The 15,648-nt window shown below is 36.7% G+C and carries 21 protein-coding genes; 6 read left to right on the top strand and 15 right to left on the bottom strand.

Annotation, left to right across the window (positions count from 1 at the left end; all coding sequences use genetic code 11):
- Nucleotides 1–6: 6 nt before the first annotated feature.
- The 3 genes from liaF to ACTWQM_RS05935 form a co-directional block, all read right to left on the bottom strand.
- The gene (liaF, locus tag ACTWQM_RS05945; protein WP_443257266.1) at nt 7–774 is read right to left on the bottom strand and encodes a cell wall-active antibiotics response protein LiaF; all 768 of its coding nucleotides are present in this window, start codon (nt 772–774) and stop codon (nt 7–9) included.
- 3 nt (nt 775–777) lie between these two features.
- On the bottom strand, nt 778–2,028 hold the full coding sequence (locus ACTWQM_RS05940; protein ID WP_443257265.1) for an MFS transporter: 1,251 nt from the start codon (nt 2,026–2,028) through the stop codon (nt 778–780).
- Nucleotides 2,029–2,117: 89 nt separating this feature from the next.
- Nucleotides 2,118–2,765, bottom strand: coding sequence for a phosphatase PAP2 family protein (locus tag ACTWQM_RS05935; protein ID WP_443257264.1), 648 nt, complete (start codon nt 2,763–2,765; stop codon nt 2,118–2,120).
- Nucleotides 2,766–2,872: 107 nt separating this feature from the next.
- Here ACTWQM_RS05935 and ACTWQM_RS05930 point away from each other — a divergent pair, with 107 nt between their 5' ends.
- A complete protein-coding gene (locus tag ACTWQM_RS05930) occupies nt 2,873–3,310 on the top strand; it encodes a ferritin-like domain-containing protein (RefSeq protein WP_443257263.1) in 438 nt (145 codons plus the stop codon).
- A 40-nt stretch (nt 3,311–3,350) separates the two neighbouring features.
- On the opposite strand, the gene ACTWQM_RS05925 is transcribed toward ACTWQM_RS05930, so the two are convergent.
- Nucleotides 3,351–3,497 carry a hypothetical protein gene (locus ACTWQM_RS05925; protein WP_443257262.1) on the bottom strand — a complete coding sequence of 49 codons (147 nt, stop codon included), beginning with the start codon at nt 3,495–3,497 and terminating at the stop codon, nt 3,351–3,353.
- Nucleotides 3,498–3,608: 111 nt separating this feature from the next.
- On the opposite strand from ACTWQM_RS05925, the gene ACTWQM_RS05920 reads away from it, so the two are divergent.
- Entirely contained in the window at nt 3,609–4,775 is a 1,167-nt protein-coding gene (locus ACTWQM_RS05920; protein WP_443257261.1) for a M20 family metallopeptidase, read from the top strand.
- A gap of 33 nt (nt 4,776–4,808) precedes the next feature.
- Here the strand turns inward: ACTWQM_RS05920 and ACTWQM_RS05915 are convergent, their stop codons facing one another.
- Nucleotides 4,809–6,020, bottom strand: a complete 1,212-nt coding sequence (locus ACTWQM_RS05915) for an ABC transporter permease (protein ID WP_443257260.1) — start codon at nt 6,018–6,020, stop codon at nt 4,809–4,811.
- Entirely contained in the window at nt 6,013–6,756 is a 744-nt protein-coding gene (locus ACTWQM_RS05910; protein WP_443257259.1) for an ABC transporter ATP-binding protein, read from the bottom strand. Before ACTWQM_RS05910 ends, ACTWQM_RS05915 begins: the two co-directional genes overlap by 8 nt.
- Nucleotides 6,757–7,281: 525 nt before the next feature.
- On the opposite strand from ACTWQM_RS05910, the gene ACTWQM_RS05905 reads away from it, so the two are divergent.
- Together ACTWQM_RS05905 and ACTWQM_RS05900 are read left to right on the top strand one after the other, a co-directional pair.
- A complete protein-coding gene (locus ACTWQM_RS05905) occupies nt 7,282–7,707 on the top strand; it encodes an HIT family protein (RefSeq protein ID WP_443257258.1) in 426 nt (141 codons plus the stop codon).
- A 295-nt stretch (nt 7,708–8,002) separates the two neighbouring features.
- Complete coding sequence (locus ACTWQM_RS05900) at nt 8,003–8,362, top strand: YtxH domain-containing protein (RefSeq protein ID WP_443257257.1); 360 nt, start codon at nt 8,003–8,005, stop codon at nt 8,360–8,362.
- A gap of 211 nt (nt 8,363–8,573) precedes the next feature.
- Here ACTWQM_RS05900 and ACTWQM_RS05895 read toward each other — a convergent pair whose 3' ends face one another.
- The 8 genes from ACTWQM_RS05895 to ACTWQM_RS05860 all read right to left on the bottom strand — a co-directional run bounded on the left by ACTWQM_RS05895 (nt 8,574) and on the right by ACTWQM_RS05860 (nt 13,715).
- Entirely contained in the window at nt 8,574–8,750 is a 177-nt protein-coding gene (locus tag ACTWQM_RS05895; RefSeq protein ID WP_443257479.1) for a glycine betaine ABC transporter substrate-binding protein, read from the bottom strand.
- A 10-nt stretch (nt 8,751–8,760) separates the two neighbouring features.
- A complete protein-coding gene (locus tag ACTWQM_RS05890; RefSeq protein ID WP_443257256.1) occupies nt 8,761–8,961 on the bottom strand; it encodes a hypothetical protein in 201 nt (66 codons plus the stop codon).
- Nucleotides 8,915–9,025, bottom strand: a complete 111-nt coding sequence (locus ACTWQM_RS05885) for a hypothetical protein (protein WP_443257478.1) — start codon at nt 9,023–9,025, stop codon at nt 8,915–8,917. Before ACTWQM_RS05885 ends, ACTWQM_RS05890 begins: the two co-directional genes overlap by 47 nt.
- 50 nt (nt 9,026–9,075) lie before the next feature.
- Nucleotides 9,076–9,483, bottom strand: coding sequence for a glycine betaine ABC transporter substrate-binding protein (locus ACTWQM_RS05880; RefSeq protein ID WP_443257255.1), 408 nt, complete (start codon nt 9,481–9,483; stop codon nt 9,076–9,078).
- 93 nt (nt 9,484–9,576) lie between these two features.
- Nucleotides 9,577–10,548: a glycine betaine ABC transporter substrate-binding protein gene (locus ACTWQM_RS05875; protein WP_443257254.1), complete on the bottom strand. Its 972-nt coding sequence runs from the start codon at nt 10,546–10,548 to the stop codon at nt 9,577–9,579.
- 134 nt (nt 10,549–10,682) lie between these two features.
- A complete protein-coding gene (locus ACTWQM_RS05870; protein WP_443257253.1) occupies nt 10,683–11,600 on the bottom strand; it encodes a glycine betaine ABC transporter substrate-binding protein in 918 nt (305 codons plus the stop codon).
- A 68-nt stretch (nt 11,601–11,668) separates the two neighbouring features.
- A complete protein-coding gene (locus ACTWQM_RS05865; RefSeq protein WP_443257252.1) occupies nt 11,669–12,523 on the bottom strand; it encodes an ABC transporter permease in 855 nt (284 codons plus the stop codon).
- Nucleotides 12,516–13,715, bottom strand: coding sequence for a quaternary amine ABC transporter ATP-binding protein (locus ACTWQM_RS05860; RefSeq protein ID WP_443257251.1), 1,200 nt, complete (start codon nt 13,713–13,715; stop codon nt 12,516–12,518). Before ACTWQM_RS05860 ends, ACTWQM_RS05865 begins: the two co-directional genes overlap by 8 nt.
- Nucleotides 13,716–14,067: 352 nt before the next feature.
- Between ACTWQM_RS05860 and ACTWQM_RS05855 the strand changes: the two genes are divergently transcribed.
- Nucleotides 14,068–14,541 carry a GbsR/MarR family transcriptional regulator gene (locus ACTWQM_RS05855; protein WP_443257250.1) on the top strand — a complete coding sequence of 158 codons (474 nt, stop codon included), beginning with the start codon at nt 14,068–14,070 and terminating at the stop codon, nt 14,539–14,541.
- 11 nt (nt 14,542–14,552) lie between these two features.
- Here the strand turns inward: ACTWQM_RS05855 and ACTWQM_RS05850 are convergent, their stop codons facing one another.
- On the bottom strand, nt 14,553–14,894 hold the full coding sequence (locus tag ACTWQM_RS05850) for a DUF1878 family protein (protein ID WP_443257249.1): 342 nt from the start codon (nt 14,892–14,894) through the stop codon (nt 14,553–14,555).
- A 186-nt stretch (nt 14,895–15,080) separates the two neighbouring features.
- On the opposite strand from ACTWQM_RS05850, the gene ACTWQM_RS05845 reads away from it, so the two are divergent.
- Nucleotides 15,081–15,626: a DUF3267 domain-containing protein gene (locus ACTWQM_RS05845; RefSeq protein WP_443257248.1), complete on the top strand. Its 546-nt coding sequence runs from the start codon at nt 15,081–15,083 to the stop codon at nt 15,624–15,626.
- Nucleotides 15,627–15,648 lie beyond the last annotated feature (22 nt).

Genomic DNA, 15,648 nt, shown 5'->3' with positions numbered 1-15,648 from the left:
TCCCCCTCAAACTGTAACAACTCGAACGGATCCGGCCTTTAAATCTATCATAATATCTAACTTTCGTACCGCTGAGTTGTAATCAACCGTTTCGTGCATAAGACTTCTGTTTATCCCTTCCGCTTTTCTCCCAACTACTTCAATCTCCCCTGCCTTCACAGTTGCATCAACCCGAAACTCAATATTCTCAGGTATCAGAATATGAACATCGCCAGCCAATGAGTTTATGGTAATCGGAATTTCTTTTTCAGGAATAAATGCTTTGGAAAAATCAAGATAAAAATCTCCGGCCATACTTTTAAGATTCATTGGCTCTACTTTCCAGTTCGGCTGATTATACTCATGTTCGCCAATTGAGAAAAAACTGCTGTCATAGCTTCCTTTCACTTTATTTTTTTTTGCCCATTTCTCCGATTTGCTACTGACCTTGTTTCGGTTCCTCGAATTACCAATAAAAGAAAATCCTATATAAACAATCAGCAGTGGCCACAGTTTATAAACATCATTAAAGGTAAATTCAATCAATTCAAAGCGGTCAAGCAGTAACAATGAACCAAAAATAAAGAAAAATGATCCAAATACCCAGCTTCCTCCATTATACCTTATTTTATCAAGCATCCACTTTACACCAAATATAATAAAGAGAATTGGATAAATATAAATCCAAGCATTATTAATATTAAAATCAATAATTCCTATATTAGCCAAAACTAGCGCTGCACCTACTAAAATAAGTGTTATTGCTATAAAAGACCTAAAAAAATTACCTCTCAATTATCACACCTCTTTCCCCATTTGATAGCTAAGTATTGTTTTATTTCTTAAATTGTATACTCCGATTAAAACAATTATCGTACCACTCACAATGATGATTGTCCGAATATCAACATTTACAGCAATTAGTAATGATGTTACCACATATGAAATGGGGACAAGACCAGTAGCTGCTGTTACGAGAAAACTCATCATTCTGCCAAGCATCTTTTTTTCTGTTGTTTGTTGAAGCATTGTAAATAGCGGAATATTTATCAACTGTGTTAAAAAAGCCATAATCATAACGGTTCCAACCGTTAAATACAGATGATCTGAAATACCTGTAATTGTATAAATTATACCTAGTAAAATGAGACTTATAATTAGTACCAGTCCGGGTTTTTTCAGTTTTTTAGCTGCCAGGTAAATTGCACCAACCAGAGCCCCCGTACCCATCGCTGTTTGAACCATTGCAAGGCTGACCGCATCACCATTAAAAACATCTTTTACGATAATTGGCATCCCTATCGAAAATGGGCCCGAAAAGAAAAAATTAATAAAGACTGCTACACTAACGATCGAAATGATAAGGTTATTTTGGCGTGCATACCGAAAGCCTTCTACTAAATCCTGCAGAGGGGTTGCTTTTTCCAAATCACTTTCGTCTTTTGATACTTTTATAAAAAGAACTGCAATGGAAGAAAACAAAAGCATTCCAAATGCTACCAAAAACACACCTTCAAACCCTAATAATGCAATCATGCTGCCACCAAGAGCAGGTCCCAGGATCGGGCTTATCTGCATCGTCATTTGCATAAACGAATTGCCGCGCTGCAACTGATCATTTTCCAGTATTGTTGGTGTTAAGGAATTAAGTGCAGGGTAACTGAATGCATCTGATATCCCGAATAGTCCCGCAAGCACAATCAAATGATAAGCATTCACAACATCAGTCCATATCAAGAAAATCAATATCAAAATCAAAACTGCTCGTGAAATATCAGACAAAAACAAGATTGTTCGTTTATTAAATCGATCAGCAACTATTCCCCCCACAACAAGCAATAACAAACGCGGAATCGCTGCTGCAAAGAATAGCATCCCAAAGAAAAAACGATTGTCACTCAGCGATAACATTAGCCATTCAGCACCAATCAAATAAACAAAATATCCTGGTGATGAAAATATTGCTGCTATAAATAAAAACAAAAAATTACGGTTTTTAAATAATGGAATTTTTTCCTGTGTAACCTGATTGTGTGAAACAGCGTCCATTTCAAAAGCTCCCTCCGTTTTTACCTACTTCTATTTTACAAAGTAATATCTCGGAAGGTAATGGTCTCTGGAATGTTTTTGCCTCCGTCTTAAGACTGAACCTTAGATTTGTGCTTGTTTAACAGCTCATATAAATAAATTAATCCCACTAAAAAAATAAATCCAAAAATAAACCCGGCAAGAACATCCGTTAAATAATGTACATTTATTATATACCTGCTTATCCCGATTAGAAAGATAAGCAACGCAAACAGAATTTGGACCACAATATTAGCTTTAGCAGAAGAAATGTTCCTGGCAATAAAGTAAGAAAGCAGACCGTAACAGACCATCGATATCATCGCATGCCCAGACGGAAAACTGTACCCCTCTGCATTTGCCGCCACCAGGATACTTGGTCGCTCCCTCTCAACAAGACCCTTAATAAGTATGTTCAATCCATGACTAGTCAATGTTCCCAGTCCAAAGACAAGGCCTGGAAGCCAATCCCGAAACGCCCACCATAATACGAATGTAAAAATAATAGTAAATGGTACTAAAAACTCTTCCGATCCCAGTTCAGTTGTCCACCGAAAAAATGTATAAACATTAGTATCAGCAAGATTCTCAACAAGTTCACGGGTCCAGCGATCAGTATAAAGGAATTGTCCACTAACGATTCGCCAAATCCAAAAACCTATTGTTATTAGCACGATAGTAAATAAAAATAATATAATATAATTTCGTTTGTTCAACACGTCCATACCTCCTAACACTATAATACCCCATTTAATGTTTTAAAAAAACGGAGCAGGGAAAAGTATTTATATAGATAAAAAAATCATATGAAAGGTTGCGATATGCTATGAATAAAGAATTACAAAACTTGATTGATGGCCTAAATGAAGACTTGGCAAATGAATATGGAGCAGCCATCCAATATACGTATAGTGCTTCGGTTGTTTCCGGGTTGTATTGTTCTGCATTAAAACCATTTTTCGAAGCGGAAATCACCGATGAAATGGGTCACGCACTATACTTATCAGAAAAGATCAGTACTCTAGGCGGTACACCAACAACGAAATCAGCAGATATTCCGCAGCCTACTGAAGTAAAAGACTTATTAGAGGCAACACTTAATTCAGAAAAAGATACGATTGAACGCTATGAAGAACGTAAAAAACAAGCAGACGAATTAGGCTATACAGAGCTCGTTGTCAAACTAGATGACATGATAGCTGATGAAACACATCACAAAGAAGAAGTAGAACGATTATTGAAGGATCCAATATTTTCATCATAATCTAGTAAGGTTGTCTCACATTTGAGGCAACCTTTTTATATTACACGTAGCCGGTTGTGAATCGCGTTCTTATGTTGATTCCACCATCCTTCTGGCGATTCGAGCTCTCCTTCTGTTGATTCACGCTCTCCTTCTGCTGAATCAGCCTCTCCTTATGCTGATTCACGCCCTCCTTCTGTTGATTCACCCGCCCCATTCTACTTATCCACCGCCTTTTTCTGCTCATTCTCAGCAAAACTATTCAACTTGCTCCTAAAGATGTTATAATAATTAGAAAATATAAGGGGGAGTTTTTACTTTGCTAAACGAAATACATAAACAACTTGACGCGTTTTACCCGGAGATGGTAGAAATCCGTCGTTATTTGCATCAGTATCCGGAACTTTCTTTTTATGAAACAAATACAGCACAATATATCGCGAACTTTTATGAAAAATTAGGAATCCCCTATCAGACGAACGTTGGCGGAAATGGTGTGATTGCAACATTAAAAGGTGGTAAACCTGGCAAAACAGTAGCATTACGAGCAGACTTTGATGCATTGCCAATCCAGGATGAAAAAGATGTTCCATATAAGTCAAAGGTAGATGGCGTGATGCATGCGTGTGGACATGATGGACATACAGCTACATTGCTCATACTTGCAAAAACAATGAAGTCTTTTCAGGAGGAACTACCTGGAACAATCGTCTTCCTGCATCAGCATGCTGAAGAGTATGCACCAGGTGGGGCTAAACCAATTGTTGAATCTGGTGCAATTGATCATGTTGATGCAGTATTTGGAACACATCTTTGGGCTACTACTCCATTCGGTGTGCTGCAAACGACCAAAGATGTATTTATGGCAGGGACAGACCGCTTTACAATAACAATCCATGGTCAAGGGGGTCATGGCGCATATCCACATGAAACGAAGGATGCCATTGTAATCGGTTCACAACTGATAACGCAGCTTCAGCAAATCGTAAGCAGACGATTAGATCCACTGGAAACAGCAGTGCTAACGATCGGTGTATTTGAAGCAGGTACGACGTTTAATGTTATTGCGGATAAAGCAAAGATTGTCGGTACGGTGCGGTTTTTAAATACAGCTGTCCAGGAGAAAGTCATCGAAGAAATGGATAAAGTAATCAAAGGAGTATGTGTTTCGAGTGACGCTTCCTACTCATTCGATTATGTAAAAGGTTACCCGCCACTGGTTAACAATGCAAAGGAGGCTGAACTAGTCCTGAACGCTGGTGAAAAAATTGAAGAAATTCATACTGCTGAGGAAGTGCTGCCTGTAATGGGTGGCGAGGACTTTGCGTATTATACAATGAAAAAACCTGGTGCTTACTTTTTTACAGGGGCTCAAAAGGAAGGTAATGAATTCCCACATCATCATCCAAAATTTGATATTGAAGAACGGGCTTTACCAGTAGCAGCCAAGACATTAATTCAAGCCTATTTTGATTATCAAAAGTAATAATAATACCCTTCAGTAAGTGAAGGGTATTTCTTATTTCATCTTCTTTTTCACATAACCATTTATAAATAAATAATTAAATAGTGTCCCTGCAACCAGAAAAGCCAGCACTCCAACAAATTCACCCATCCCTAAAAATAATAGACTGAAAATGACAGTTTGAATAATTGTTAATTGAAAAAGCAATTTCACTAAAGATCTTTGGCGAATCTCCAAATCGACTGGGTACAAATCTAGCCACATAATTGTTCGATGATGATGGTAAAGTGTCATCATCTGAAAACTGCTCATATATAAAAATAACAATGCAAAGATTAATTTCATCCATATATTTGGTACATAGTAAATAAACAATCCACCAATAACAATGAGTCGAATATACATGCCCAGGTAATCACCACTGCGAATAAAGGTGATCCGATATAAATAATCAAATGTATGCTTGTTGGCAAATGGCACCTTATTAACGAGTGTTACGAGCCAATGCCTGCTTTTAACCTGATTTCTTAAATGCGGGACATCCGTAAACATGTTTGCCAGCCGGTAAAAAGAATGCATGCGATTACGATCTTTCTCAACTAATAAATCCCACACGATACCTGCCTGTTTTCTTGAAACATTTAAATCATATAAAAACACAAGCGTAAATAATAAAGTTGTAACCCCTGCTAATAGCATTTCACCTTGAATAATAAAATAAAATACAGCCATATTTAATAAGGTGCGAACGAGTAAATCAACATGGCGAATTCCAGGTTCACGTACTTTAAGCATCCACCAATTGGCCATTAGGTTCCAGCTTTTGAAAACAAGAACAACGAGCAACGTTAGTAAATATACACCGCCGGCACGATCAGGATATGTCGCAGAATATAACGGACCAAACATAGCTCCCGCGAGTAGGATAAGATAAAGCTGAATAATGAAGCTGTACACAATTCCATTCCGAAAGTAAGGTCCCATTTTATTTTCAGCAGTTATCAGAAAAACTAAATCTGGTTCTTTTAGTAATGTTCGCACCGGACTGTAACTGATAAGCAGCCCAAATACGATACCGATAATAATTGCTGTTGGAAAGTTTTCCGGAAGCTCTGTCAGCCATTGTTGATAATAATAGGCTAGGGCAGAAACAAAAAATAACATTGCAAAAGCAATATGCCCATTAAAAATATAACGTAAATAGCGGCTTGTCTCTTTAAGATGTGCCACAAACCGTTTCTTGAAAAAATCATGTGAATCAAACATGGCTATCTTCCTTCGTTAATTGCACATATAAGTCATCAAGTGTTGATTCAGGCATATTGAATTTTTGCCTTAACTCATCCAACGTACCAATTGCCCGAATTTCTCCATCATGCAAAATAACAAACCGATCACAATAGCGCTCTGCGGTTGCAAGAATATGCGTCGACATCAAAACACCTGAGCCATTTGCTTTCATCTTGTCCATTAATTGCAAATAGGATTTAATCCCAAGTGGGTCCAGTCCAACAAACGGCTCATCAACAATATATAATGGCGGTTCAATCAGGAAAGCACACATAATCATGACTTTTTGCCGCATCCCCTTTGAAAAATGAACCGGAAACCATTTTAACTTCTTTTCCATTCGAAATTCTTTTAACAATGGTGGCAATCTTTTTTCAAAAACATCCTCAGGTATATTATAAGCCATTGCTGTAAGCTGCAAATGTTCATACAGTGTTAATTCATCATACAGTATCGGCATTTCTGGTATATAGGCCATTTGATTCCGGTAAGTTGTTCTGTTTTCCTGAAATGTTTTACCATTAACAGCAACTGTCCCTTTTTTTGCATGCATTAAGCCGATAACATGTTTAATTGTAGTACTTTTTCCAGCACCATTTAAGCCAATGAGCCCTACAATTTCACCTGGAAAAACATTAAAAGAAATGCCTTTCAGGACGTTTTTGTGAGTATAACCACCATACAGATTATCAATATGTAACAAAGGTTCCACGAGTTTTCCTCCTAGTATTCACTTAGCTAAAATTTTACCATTTTTAACGGGTAAAGCCAAAACAAACTATTCATCAGGATTCGACAAAAAGTTGTGTATAAAATCCCTTAATCCGTCCAAACTAACAAATGAAGTCATGAGGATCTAACACATCATAAAATTTCGTATTGCACACAAATGAGGTGTTTGTGAAAGGTAATTCTGTGATTGACAACAATCATAAAATTCCGTATTAAACACAAATGAGGTGTCTGTGATCGACAATCTAATGAAATAAACCCTTTTGCCAGGTCCTCTCAATAACTTGAGATGCTGACAAAAAGGTTTTTTGTAATCACGTTAAGTAGCAACATGCGATTTAACATTAATTACAAAGTCCCCAACGTTAGAGTGTATAGCATCCTCATACTTCTTAAAGCAGGCAGGTCCATTAGCTTGGGCCTGACCTGTTTATTTAATTGCAATAGCTTTACATTACACCCTATTCCTATATACAATAAAGGAAAATGACTAGGAGTGATTTGTATGTCACATGAAGATTGTATTTTCTGTAAAATTTTAAATGGGGATATCCCATCTGCAAAAGTATATGAAGATGATTATGTCTATGCATTTCTCGACATTAGCCAGGTAACTAAAGGACATACGCTAGTAATACCAAAGACACATACCAAGAACATTTATGAAACACCACCAGAGGTAGCAAGTTCTCTCTTTGCCAGAGTTCCTACAATTGCAAACGCAATTAAAAAAGCGTATCAGCCGATCGGAATGAACCTTTTAAATAACAATGAAAAGCCGGCAGATCAATCAGTGTTCCATTTACATATTCACATCATACCGCGCTATGGTGACAATGACGGATTCTCATCAAAATGGGTAACACATGAAAAGGACTACACTTCAGAAGATTTGCGGCAAATAGCAAAAGAAATTAGTGAAGAAGTCTAATTCCCTCTTTTTAATAAATCTGAAAATTAATACTTTTTATTTTGCCTATTATTTGGTATAATAAATGTAAGTTTATATAATTGACAATGAGTGTAATCCTCTGGCACATCTTGTCAGAGGATTTTCTTAGAAAAACTTGGCTTATCGCCAAGACTTAGTTGCACTTATGCAGTAAGAAAGTATTTATACTTTCTTATCTGCTAAAAAGAACTGTTACACATATTTAAAAAACATGTTTCATACTAACCTTAAAAAAGGAAAAGATATACCAAGTGTTGAAAGGAGCGTATTCTCTATGGCAAACGGAAAATCACTATTTCTAGGAATTATGGTTGGCGGGACTGTGAGTGCTGCCGCAACTTTACTGAGTACACCTTCATCAGGAAGAGATCTTCGCTATCGTGCAAAAGAACAAGGTCTAGAATGGAAAAGTATGCTTGAAAATATCAAACTTGATGGGTTGCGTCTAAAAAAACAAATTTCAGAAACCTCAAAAGAAGGTGCCGCTCTTATCAAAGAACTGACGCAAGAAATGAAAAGTTCTGTTCAGGAGTGGAAAGGAACGGTTGAACCACATCAGGAGAATATCCATGAATATTTAGAACAAATTGAATCAAGCTTAAAAGATCTAGAAACGAAGCTTAAAAAAGAGTAAGACCAAAACGAGGGGTGCTAAGCGTAGGTCGATGTAATCACATCACCCTAAGGTTTCTTCGACACTAGCAAGTCATGCTCATCGAATCGAAGCTTGACATGACTTGTTTTGAGGTTCAGCAATCCTCCTCTAATAATTGTATGCTAAATGACGACAAGAGGCTATCAAACTATGATAGCCTCTTGCTATTATTTGGTAGATTTAAAATCTTCTATTGAATTATATCCATATACTCTGGAACTACAAGTCCAATTATTTTTGCCTCTTCAAGATTTGGACCTAAATCTTCAAATTCACCTTCATATTTATCATAGAATTTTTTTGTAGTAATAGGCATCCATACAGCAACAGTTGAATCACCATCACCATTTGCTACCGCCTTGTACATCACTGCCAAATCAACTGATTGTAATATCGTATCCTTTTTGCTTCATTACTTCAGCAACTGCATGTGTAGAAGATAGTTCCGAATCCCATTGTGTACTAACCAATTCGACTTCGACACCATCAACTTCTTCTACCCCTTTTGTCCACTCTGCAACAGCATCCGGATTATCCTTCACCCACTCTCCAGCTACCATACCCAATATCCTTTCCACTTTCTTGGGACTCCAGCATAATACCTTCCATATCTTCCACTTCCCATTTAAATTGATTAAACAATTTATATGCATTAGGTTTATCTTCTTTCAATCCATTTCGTGTGAGTGTTTTTATGACTTCTGTACGCCATACACTTTTTTAGGGTCATCTAAATACTTCAAATTATCATATTTAGCAAACATCCAATGTGGATTCCAACCAGTTACAATAATTGGTTCTTCTTTACTGACAGCGTCATCAAGTTTTGACATCATTGCCGCAGTTGATGATTGCTTAAGTGTCCAGCCATCTAAATTTTTATAGCTTTCCATAACTTTTTCTGTTGTAACCGTAATTCCTGCTCCCGGCTCATTTCCTGTTATCGTATAATCTACTTCTACACTGTAATTTTTTTCACCATCATAATTTGATGATCCTGACTTATCCCCTTCTCCACTTACACTACAACCGGCAATCACAACAATAATCATTAAAAATCCTATTGTTATTTTGAATTTATTTAATAGCCTTTTATTCATAGCTTGTAGCATCTCCCTTGAGTAAAACTTCTCTCTATCTATTCAACGACAAAGGCTGATACAGTAAATGCATCAGCCTTTAATTTTCTTCTATTATTCTGCAGGTTTCAGATCTTTTATTGACTCGATATCCATGTATGATGGAACAACTAAGCCTATTTTAGCGCCTTCAAGATTTGCTCCAAGATCTTCAAATTGATCCGAGTACTTGTCATAAAAATCCTTATGTGTTACTGGCATCCAAGCTGCAAGTGATGCATCACCGTCACCATTTGCAATAGATTCAAATACTACTGCAACATCTACTGGTGTAACCGTAACTTCATAACCCAATTTTTCCATTACAGCTTTCATCACAAACGCTGAAGAACGTTCGGAGTCCCAAGGGGTTGATACAAATTCAAACTCTTTTCCATCAACTTCTTCTACACCCTTTGTCCATTCGCTAACCTTATCTTGGTTATCTTCTACCCAGCGTTTAGCTACTGTTTCAATGTCGTCACCAGTTTCTTGAGATTCATACATAATACTTTCCATGTCTTTTACATCCCACTTAAATTGGTCAACCAATTTGTAAGCGTTTGGCTTTTCCTCTTTTAAGCCCTGTCTGACAATCGTCTTAATTACTTCATCTTCACCATATATACCCTTTGGATCATCCAAATACTTCATATCTGGGTATTTGGCAAATGTCCAATGTGGATTCCAGCCAGTGATAATGATTGGCTCTTTATCTTTAATTGCTTTATCCAGTTCTGAGGCCATTGCTGCAGTGGAAGATAAGGTTACTTCCCATCCATTTAACGAATCATACGCTTTAATTGCTTTCTCAGTTGTAACAGATATTCCTGCTCCTGGCTCAATACCGGTAATTGTATAATCTACTGCCTCACTATAGTTTGTTTCTTCACTGTCAGTACTCTCATCGTTATTACCTGCATTGCCCTCATTGTCCCCACCGGATCCACATCCAGCCGCAATAAGTATTGCTAATAGTCCTAAAATAGAGGTTATTTTTGTCCATCTATGTTTCTTTTTGAACATGCTTCTAATCATCTCCTTCATATCAATTTCGTTTAGACAACTTGGAAGCGCCAATATTTGTGGCAGCTACTATAGTTGTACTTATCCACCGTTAGTAGTAACTAACTTTCTAAACTAAAGGCCGATACATTTAGTATCGGCCTTTATTATTTTGTTTATTCTACTCCTGAAGTCCATTCATCTACTTTATCTTGGTTTTCTTCAACCCATGTTGCTGCAGCTTCTTCAACAGGAGTCCCGTTTTGGACTGAAAGCATTACACTTTCAATGTCTGCAGAACTCCACTTGAATGCATCAATAACCTTGTATGCATTTGGAAGATCTTCTTTTAGTCCTTTACGAGCCATTGTTTCGATTGTTTCAGCATCTCCATATACACCTTTTGGATCTTCTAAATATTTCAGGTCATATTTTTGGAACTTCCAGTGTGGAGACCAGCCAGTAACAACGATTTCTTCTTCATTTTCAATTGCTTCACCTAAAGCGGTAGCCATAGCACCACTAGATGATGTTTTGACTTCCCAGTCACTTAGGTTCTCGTAGGTTTTAACTGCTTCTTCTGTTGCTGCTACAACGCCTGCACCAGGCTCAATACCAGTGATTGTTTGATCAGCTTGTGAATCAAGATCTGCTAAGGAATTAACATCCATATACTTTGGAACAACTGCACCAATTTTAGCACCTTCCAAGTTAACACCTAGCTCTTCCATTTGGTCTGAATATTCTTCATACTGTGTAGCGTGTGTCCCTGGTAACCATGCAGCTACCATTGCATCTGCTTCACCAGTAGCAACAGCTTCCCACATTACTGAGTTATCAAGCGGCGTCATCTCTACATCATAGCCAAGATCTTTCAATACTTTTCCTAGAACATTTGTTGATGCAACTTCTGTATCCCACTCAACGTAAGCAAGTTCTACTTCTTTGCCTTCACCGACTTTAGCTGCTTCACCGTCAGATCCACCTTCACTTCCGGAATCTCCTGAACCGCCGTCTGAACCACAGCCTGCTGCAAATAATGATAATGAAAGTCCGGTAGCAATACCGAGACGTTTCCAGTTAAGTTTAAACATAACTATAAATCTCCCCTTTTTCTTTAATTTTTATATATGGAAACTCTTCGTTAAGAAAAGGTACCAACTTAATCACTCTTCGAATTCACTGTTTGTGTGAACCGATCAATAATAATTGCAAGTATTACAATTGCAACACCTGCAACAAATCCTGTCCCAACTTGTGCACGTTGTAGTGATGACAGAACTTCTCTTCCAAGTCCGGGCGCACCAATCATTGATGCGATAACTACCATTGATAAAGCTAACATAACTGTCTGGTTAATACCAGCCATAATGGTTGCTCTTGCCATTGGTAATTCTACTTTTACTAATTTCTGTGATCCGGTACTACCGAATGCATCAGATGCTTCAACCAATTCTTTGGAAACCTGACGGATACCTAAGTTGGTGAAGCGTACTGTAGGTGGTGTTGCAAATATCAATGATGCGAATATACCTGGCACCATTCCTATTCCAAAGAATGCAACAGCCGGTATTAAGTAAACAAACGCTGGCATTGTTTGCATAAAGTCAAGAACTGGCGTGATTATCGCTTCGGCTGTTTTACTTTTAGACATTAGGATGCCAAAAGGAACACCAATTATTACAGATAGAATACTGGATATTAACACTAGCGTAAATGTATTCATCAATTGTTCCCACAGTCCCTGGTTATAAATAAACCAAAAACCGACTATACTAAACGCTGTCAATCCAAGTTTTTTTCCAGATAGGAAAAAGGCTAGTATTGCGACAATCAGAATAATAATGACCGGGGGAACCAACATCAGCGTATCTGCTGACCATTCCATAAATACTCCAAAATTTTCTTTAATGGGATCAAATAGGAACGCAAACCAATCTGTCAGTTTATCAGTAAACCATTCTGTTCCCTGTGCTACTGGTATTCTCGGTACAAAATCCAATAAGTTATTAAGCATCTCCCAAATTCACCTCGCCATCTCCAGCAAGTGCAGCTATAACAGCTCCACGGACAACAATTCCAACAAGCTTATCGTTTTCAACGACTGCAACAGGAACTGGTGAGTCATGAATAACATTAAAGATCTCATTCATGGAAGTTTCCTTATCTACCTTTTCAATATCTGTACGTAATATTTCCTTAATATCCCGTACCTCATTCTTCCTTGCTTCAGATGCATCATCAGCAGTTACATAACCCATCAGATTACGCTTGCCATCAACCACTAAGATACTTGAAAGCCCTTCTTCACGCATACGTTCTAACGCAACACGCGGACCATGCTTTTCTATGTTTATGGTTTCTGGACGTTTCATAATATGCTGTGCCGTTAATACTTTCGAACGATCAACATCTTCAACAAACTTTTCTACATAGTCGTTTGCTGGATTAACTAAAATTTCCTCTGGCGTCCCAATTTGAACAATGGAACCATCTTTCATTAATGCAATACGGTCACCTAATCTTAATGCTTCATCTAAGTCATGTGTGATAAATAAAATTGTTTTCTTCATACTTTCTTGCAGATCAATTAGTTCATCTTGCATTTCCTTACGAATAAGGGGATCTAAAGCTGAGAAAGCTTCATCCATTAGTAATACTTCAGGGTCGTTAGCAAGTGCACGTGCCAATCCGACACGCTGTTGCATACCACCAGATAACTGACCTGGAGTTTGATGGATGTACCCAGCTAAACCTACCATTTCCAATGCTTCCTGTGCCTTTTTCTTTCTTTCTTCTGTAGGAACATTTTGAATTTCCAAACCAAATTCTGCGTTTTCCAAAATGGTCTTATGTGGAAACAATGCAAAACGCTGGAAAACCATACTTAATTTTTCTCTGCGAATTTTACGCAATGATTTTTTATCCATAGTAGCCAAATCATCGCCATCAATTAGAACACTGCCTTCAGTAGGTTCAATTAGACGGTTAACTAATCGTACTAAGGTTGATTTACCACTACCGGACAATCCCATAATGACAAATATTTCGCCTTCTTCTACAGAGAAAGAAGCTCGATTGACCCCGACTGTATTACCTGTTTGTTCCAAAATCTTATCTTTTGATACCCCTTCATCCAAAAGCTTTAAAGCTTGTTTAGGGTTTCTGCCAAACACTTTTGATAAGCCTTTAACATCAATTACCGGCACATCATTCACCTCTCTCTTTTTAAATAATGACTGCTCCTGTAAGACCAGGAATTTAGTATCACTACTTTTTCCTTATTTTTTACACACATGTATTTTATGAAACTGATTTCTAAAATATTTAGATCCGAACAGCATCACTCACTTGTAATACTATATATTTATTACAGCTATATTTCAAACACTAAGTACTACTAATTTTGTATGTATTTTTCGTACAGTTTATTCTGTATAAAGTTTTACGCGTTCATTCTTAAAATTACTCCTATTTGCTCCTGTTTGCTATTGTATCACTAATTTTAAATAAAATTCACTTTAGTGTAATCTTTATGTAGCAGTGTGTTGGGGGGATTTTATGTTGGAATCAACATCAGAAAACATTACAAATAAAATATTGATAGAATTTGCTAAAACAATTGAAATGTTTGGTTTGACTCCATTGGAATCGAGACTTTTTGCTTATATGTACTTAACTGAAAAGCCAATGACCTTAGATGATATGAGCGATGCATTGGGTAAAAGTAAGACCTCTATGAGCACAAGTATACGGAGTTTGTCCGATTCAAACCTTGTAACCCGTGTGTGGAAAAAAGGGGTGCGAAAGGATTTATATGAAGCCAATAATGAACTCTTTAAAAACTTTATGAGTTTCTATATAAGTAAATGGTTCGATGCAGTTAACCATCAGCAAGATTCACTTGAGGTCATTCTTGAAAAACTTAAACATCATGGTATGGAACAAGGCCACAACACATACGATAAGTTATTAAAAATCATAGATTTTCACAAACAGGTTGAGTCATCATTCCGGAACATGAGACAGAGTTAATACGTTACTCTCTATTTTTCATTTTCCTTTAATACCTTTATAAATTCGTTGACTAAAGAGGGATAATATCCTTCTTTTTTTAATGCGAAAATCGTTTCATCCGGATACAGCTTTTTATTGAGCATACCTGCAAAATGAACCAACAAACCAGTATAATCCAAGAAGCCTTCTTCTTTTTGCTTCTCTAATTGACTGTCCAGCATTTCCAAGAGAGTCATTAACTCTTCAAATTCTGTCCGTGAAATATCATTTTCAACAATTAACTTAATTAATGGAAACCGCTCCATATTAATAACATTAGCTAGTAAACATAGATGAAAGGCCGATGTTTCATTTCGTTCTGAATTATCCAATAAAATTGACCTCCCAGACGAATTATTTTAATACTTTTATCCCTTGTCATAGCAGTCCTCAATCGACTTTTTAAAAAAGGCTTATTTTTTTACGAAAAAACTATTGATTTTTCCGATGAAACGTACTATTATGCTTGAAGGATTAGTCATGCTTTTTAGCGAATTATATTACTGGAGGGATCAAAAATGAATTGCTGGAAAACCATTAATTTTAATAAGGACTATGGAGTAAATAGGTTATATCTTCTATCATTTTTGATTGGCCTAGTATCATTCGTATTTCTGTATGTACCATTCTCAATTATACATGGTGCAGTTAATTTGAACGAATTTGGGATTATCCCACTAATAATAGCAGTTTTCTTTTTGCCAACTGTTCATTCGCTCATGCATATCTTACCATTAATTATGATGTATAAACGAGTAAGATTGACCTATAAACGAAAAAATTTATTCTTCCCCATTATTAATTATTATACAAAAAAACCATTGACTAAAAAAGTTTCTTTACTAGTTGCAATTGCACCAACTTTATTTGTTACCATACCAGCCGGATTAGCAACTTATATGTTCGTAGACTATTATGTATATTTTCTATTATTTACTTCATTTCATATTGCAATGACTTTTACAGACTTTTTATATGTAATTAATATTTCAAAAGCTCCAAAACGATCCTTTGTTGAAAACAGCAATGATGAATTTGCAATTTTAGTGAAAACACAAAATTAAATATGACTGGGATCTGACATAT

Origin of the sequence: Virgibacillus sp. L01 (assembly GCF_052246775.1) — a bacterium.
Lineage (GTDB): Bacteria > Bacillota > Bacilli > Bacillales > Amphibacillaceae > Lentibacillus.
The sequence above is the reverse complement of the archived record's forward strand: the minus strand, read 5'-3'. Positions and strand labels throughout refer to the sequence as shown.

Coding starts and splice junctions, on each gene's coding strand:
- ACTWQM_RS05940 (WP_443257265.1), bottom strand. CDS start 2,028: ATGGACGCTGTTTCACACAATCAGGTTACACAGGAAAAAATTCCATTA.
- ACTWQM_RS05930 (WP_443257263.1), top strand. CDS start 2,873: ATGAATAAAGAATTACAAAACTTGATTGATGGCCTAAATGAAGACTTG.
- ACTWQM_RS05915 (WP_443257260.1), bottom strand. CDS start 6,020: ATGTTTGATTCACATGATTTTTTCAAGAAACGGTTTGTGGCACATCTT.
- ACTWQM_RS05905 (WP_443257258.1), top strand. CDS start 7,282: ATGTCACATGAAGATTGTATTTTCTGTAAAATTTTAAATGGGGATATC.
- ACTWQM_RS05900 (WP_443257257.1), top strand. CDS start 8,003: ATGGCAAACGGAAAATCACTATTTCTAGGAATTATGGTTGGCGGGACT.
- ACTWQM_RS05895 (WP_443257479.1), bottom strand. CDS start 8,750: ATGTACAAGGCGGTAGCAAATGGTGATGGTGATTCAACTGTTGCTGTA.
- ACTWQM_RS05880 (WP_443257255.1), bottom strand. CDS start 9,483: ATGAATAAAAGGCTATTAAATAAATTCAAAATAACAATAGGATTTTTA.
- ACTWQM_RS05875 (WP_443257254.1), bottom strand. CDS start 10,548: ATGAAGGAGATGATTAGAAGCATGTTCAAAAAGAAACATAGATGGACA.
- ACTWQM_RS05870 (WP_443257253.1), bottom strand. CDS start 11,600: ATGTTTAAACTTAACTGGAAACGTCTCGGTATTGCTACCGGACTTTCA.
- ACTWQM_RS05865 (WP_443257252.1), bottom strand. CDS start 12,523: ATGCTTAATAACTTATTGGATTTTGTACCGAGAATACCAGTAGCACAG.
- ACTWQM_RS05855 (WP_443257250.1), top strand. CDS start 14,068: ATGTTGGAATCAACATCAGAAAACATTACAAATAAAATATTGATAGAA.
- ACTWQM_RS05845 (WP_443257248.1), top strand. CDS start 15,081: ATGAATTGCTGGAAAACCATTAATTTTAATAAGGACTATGGAGTAAAT.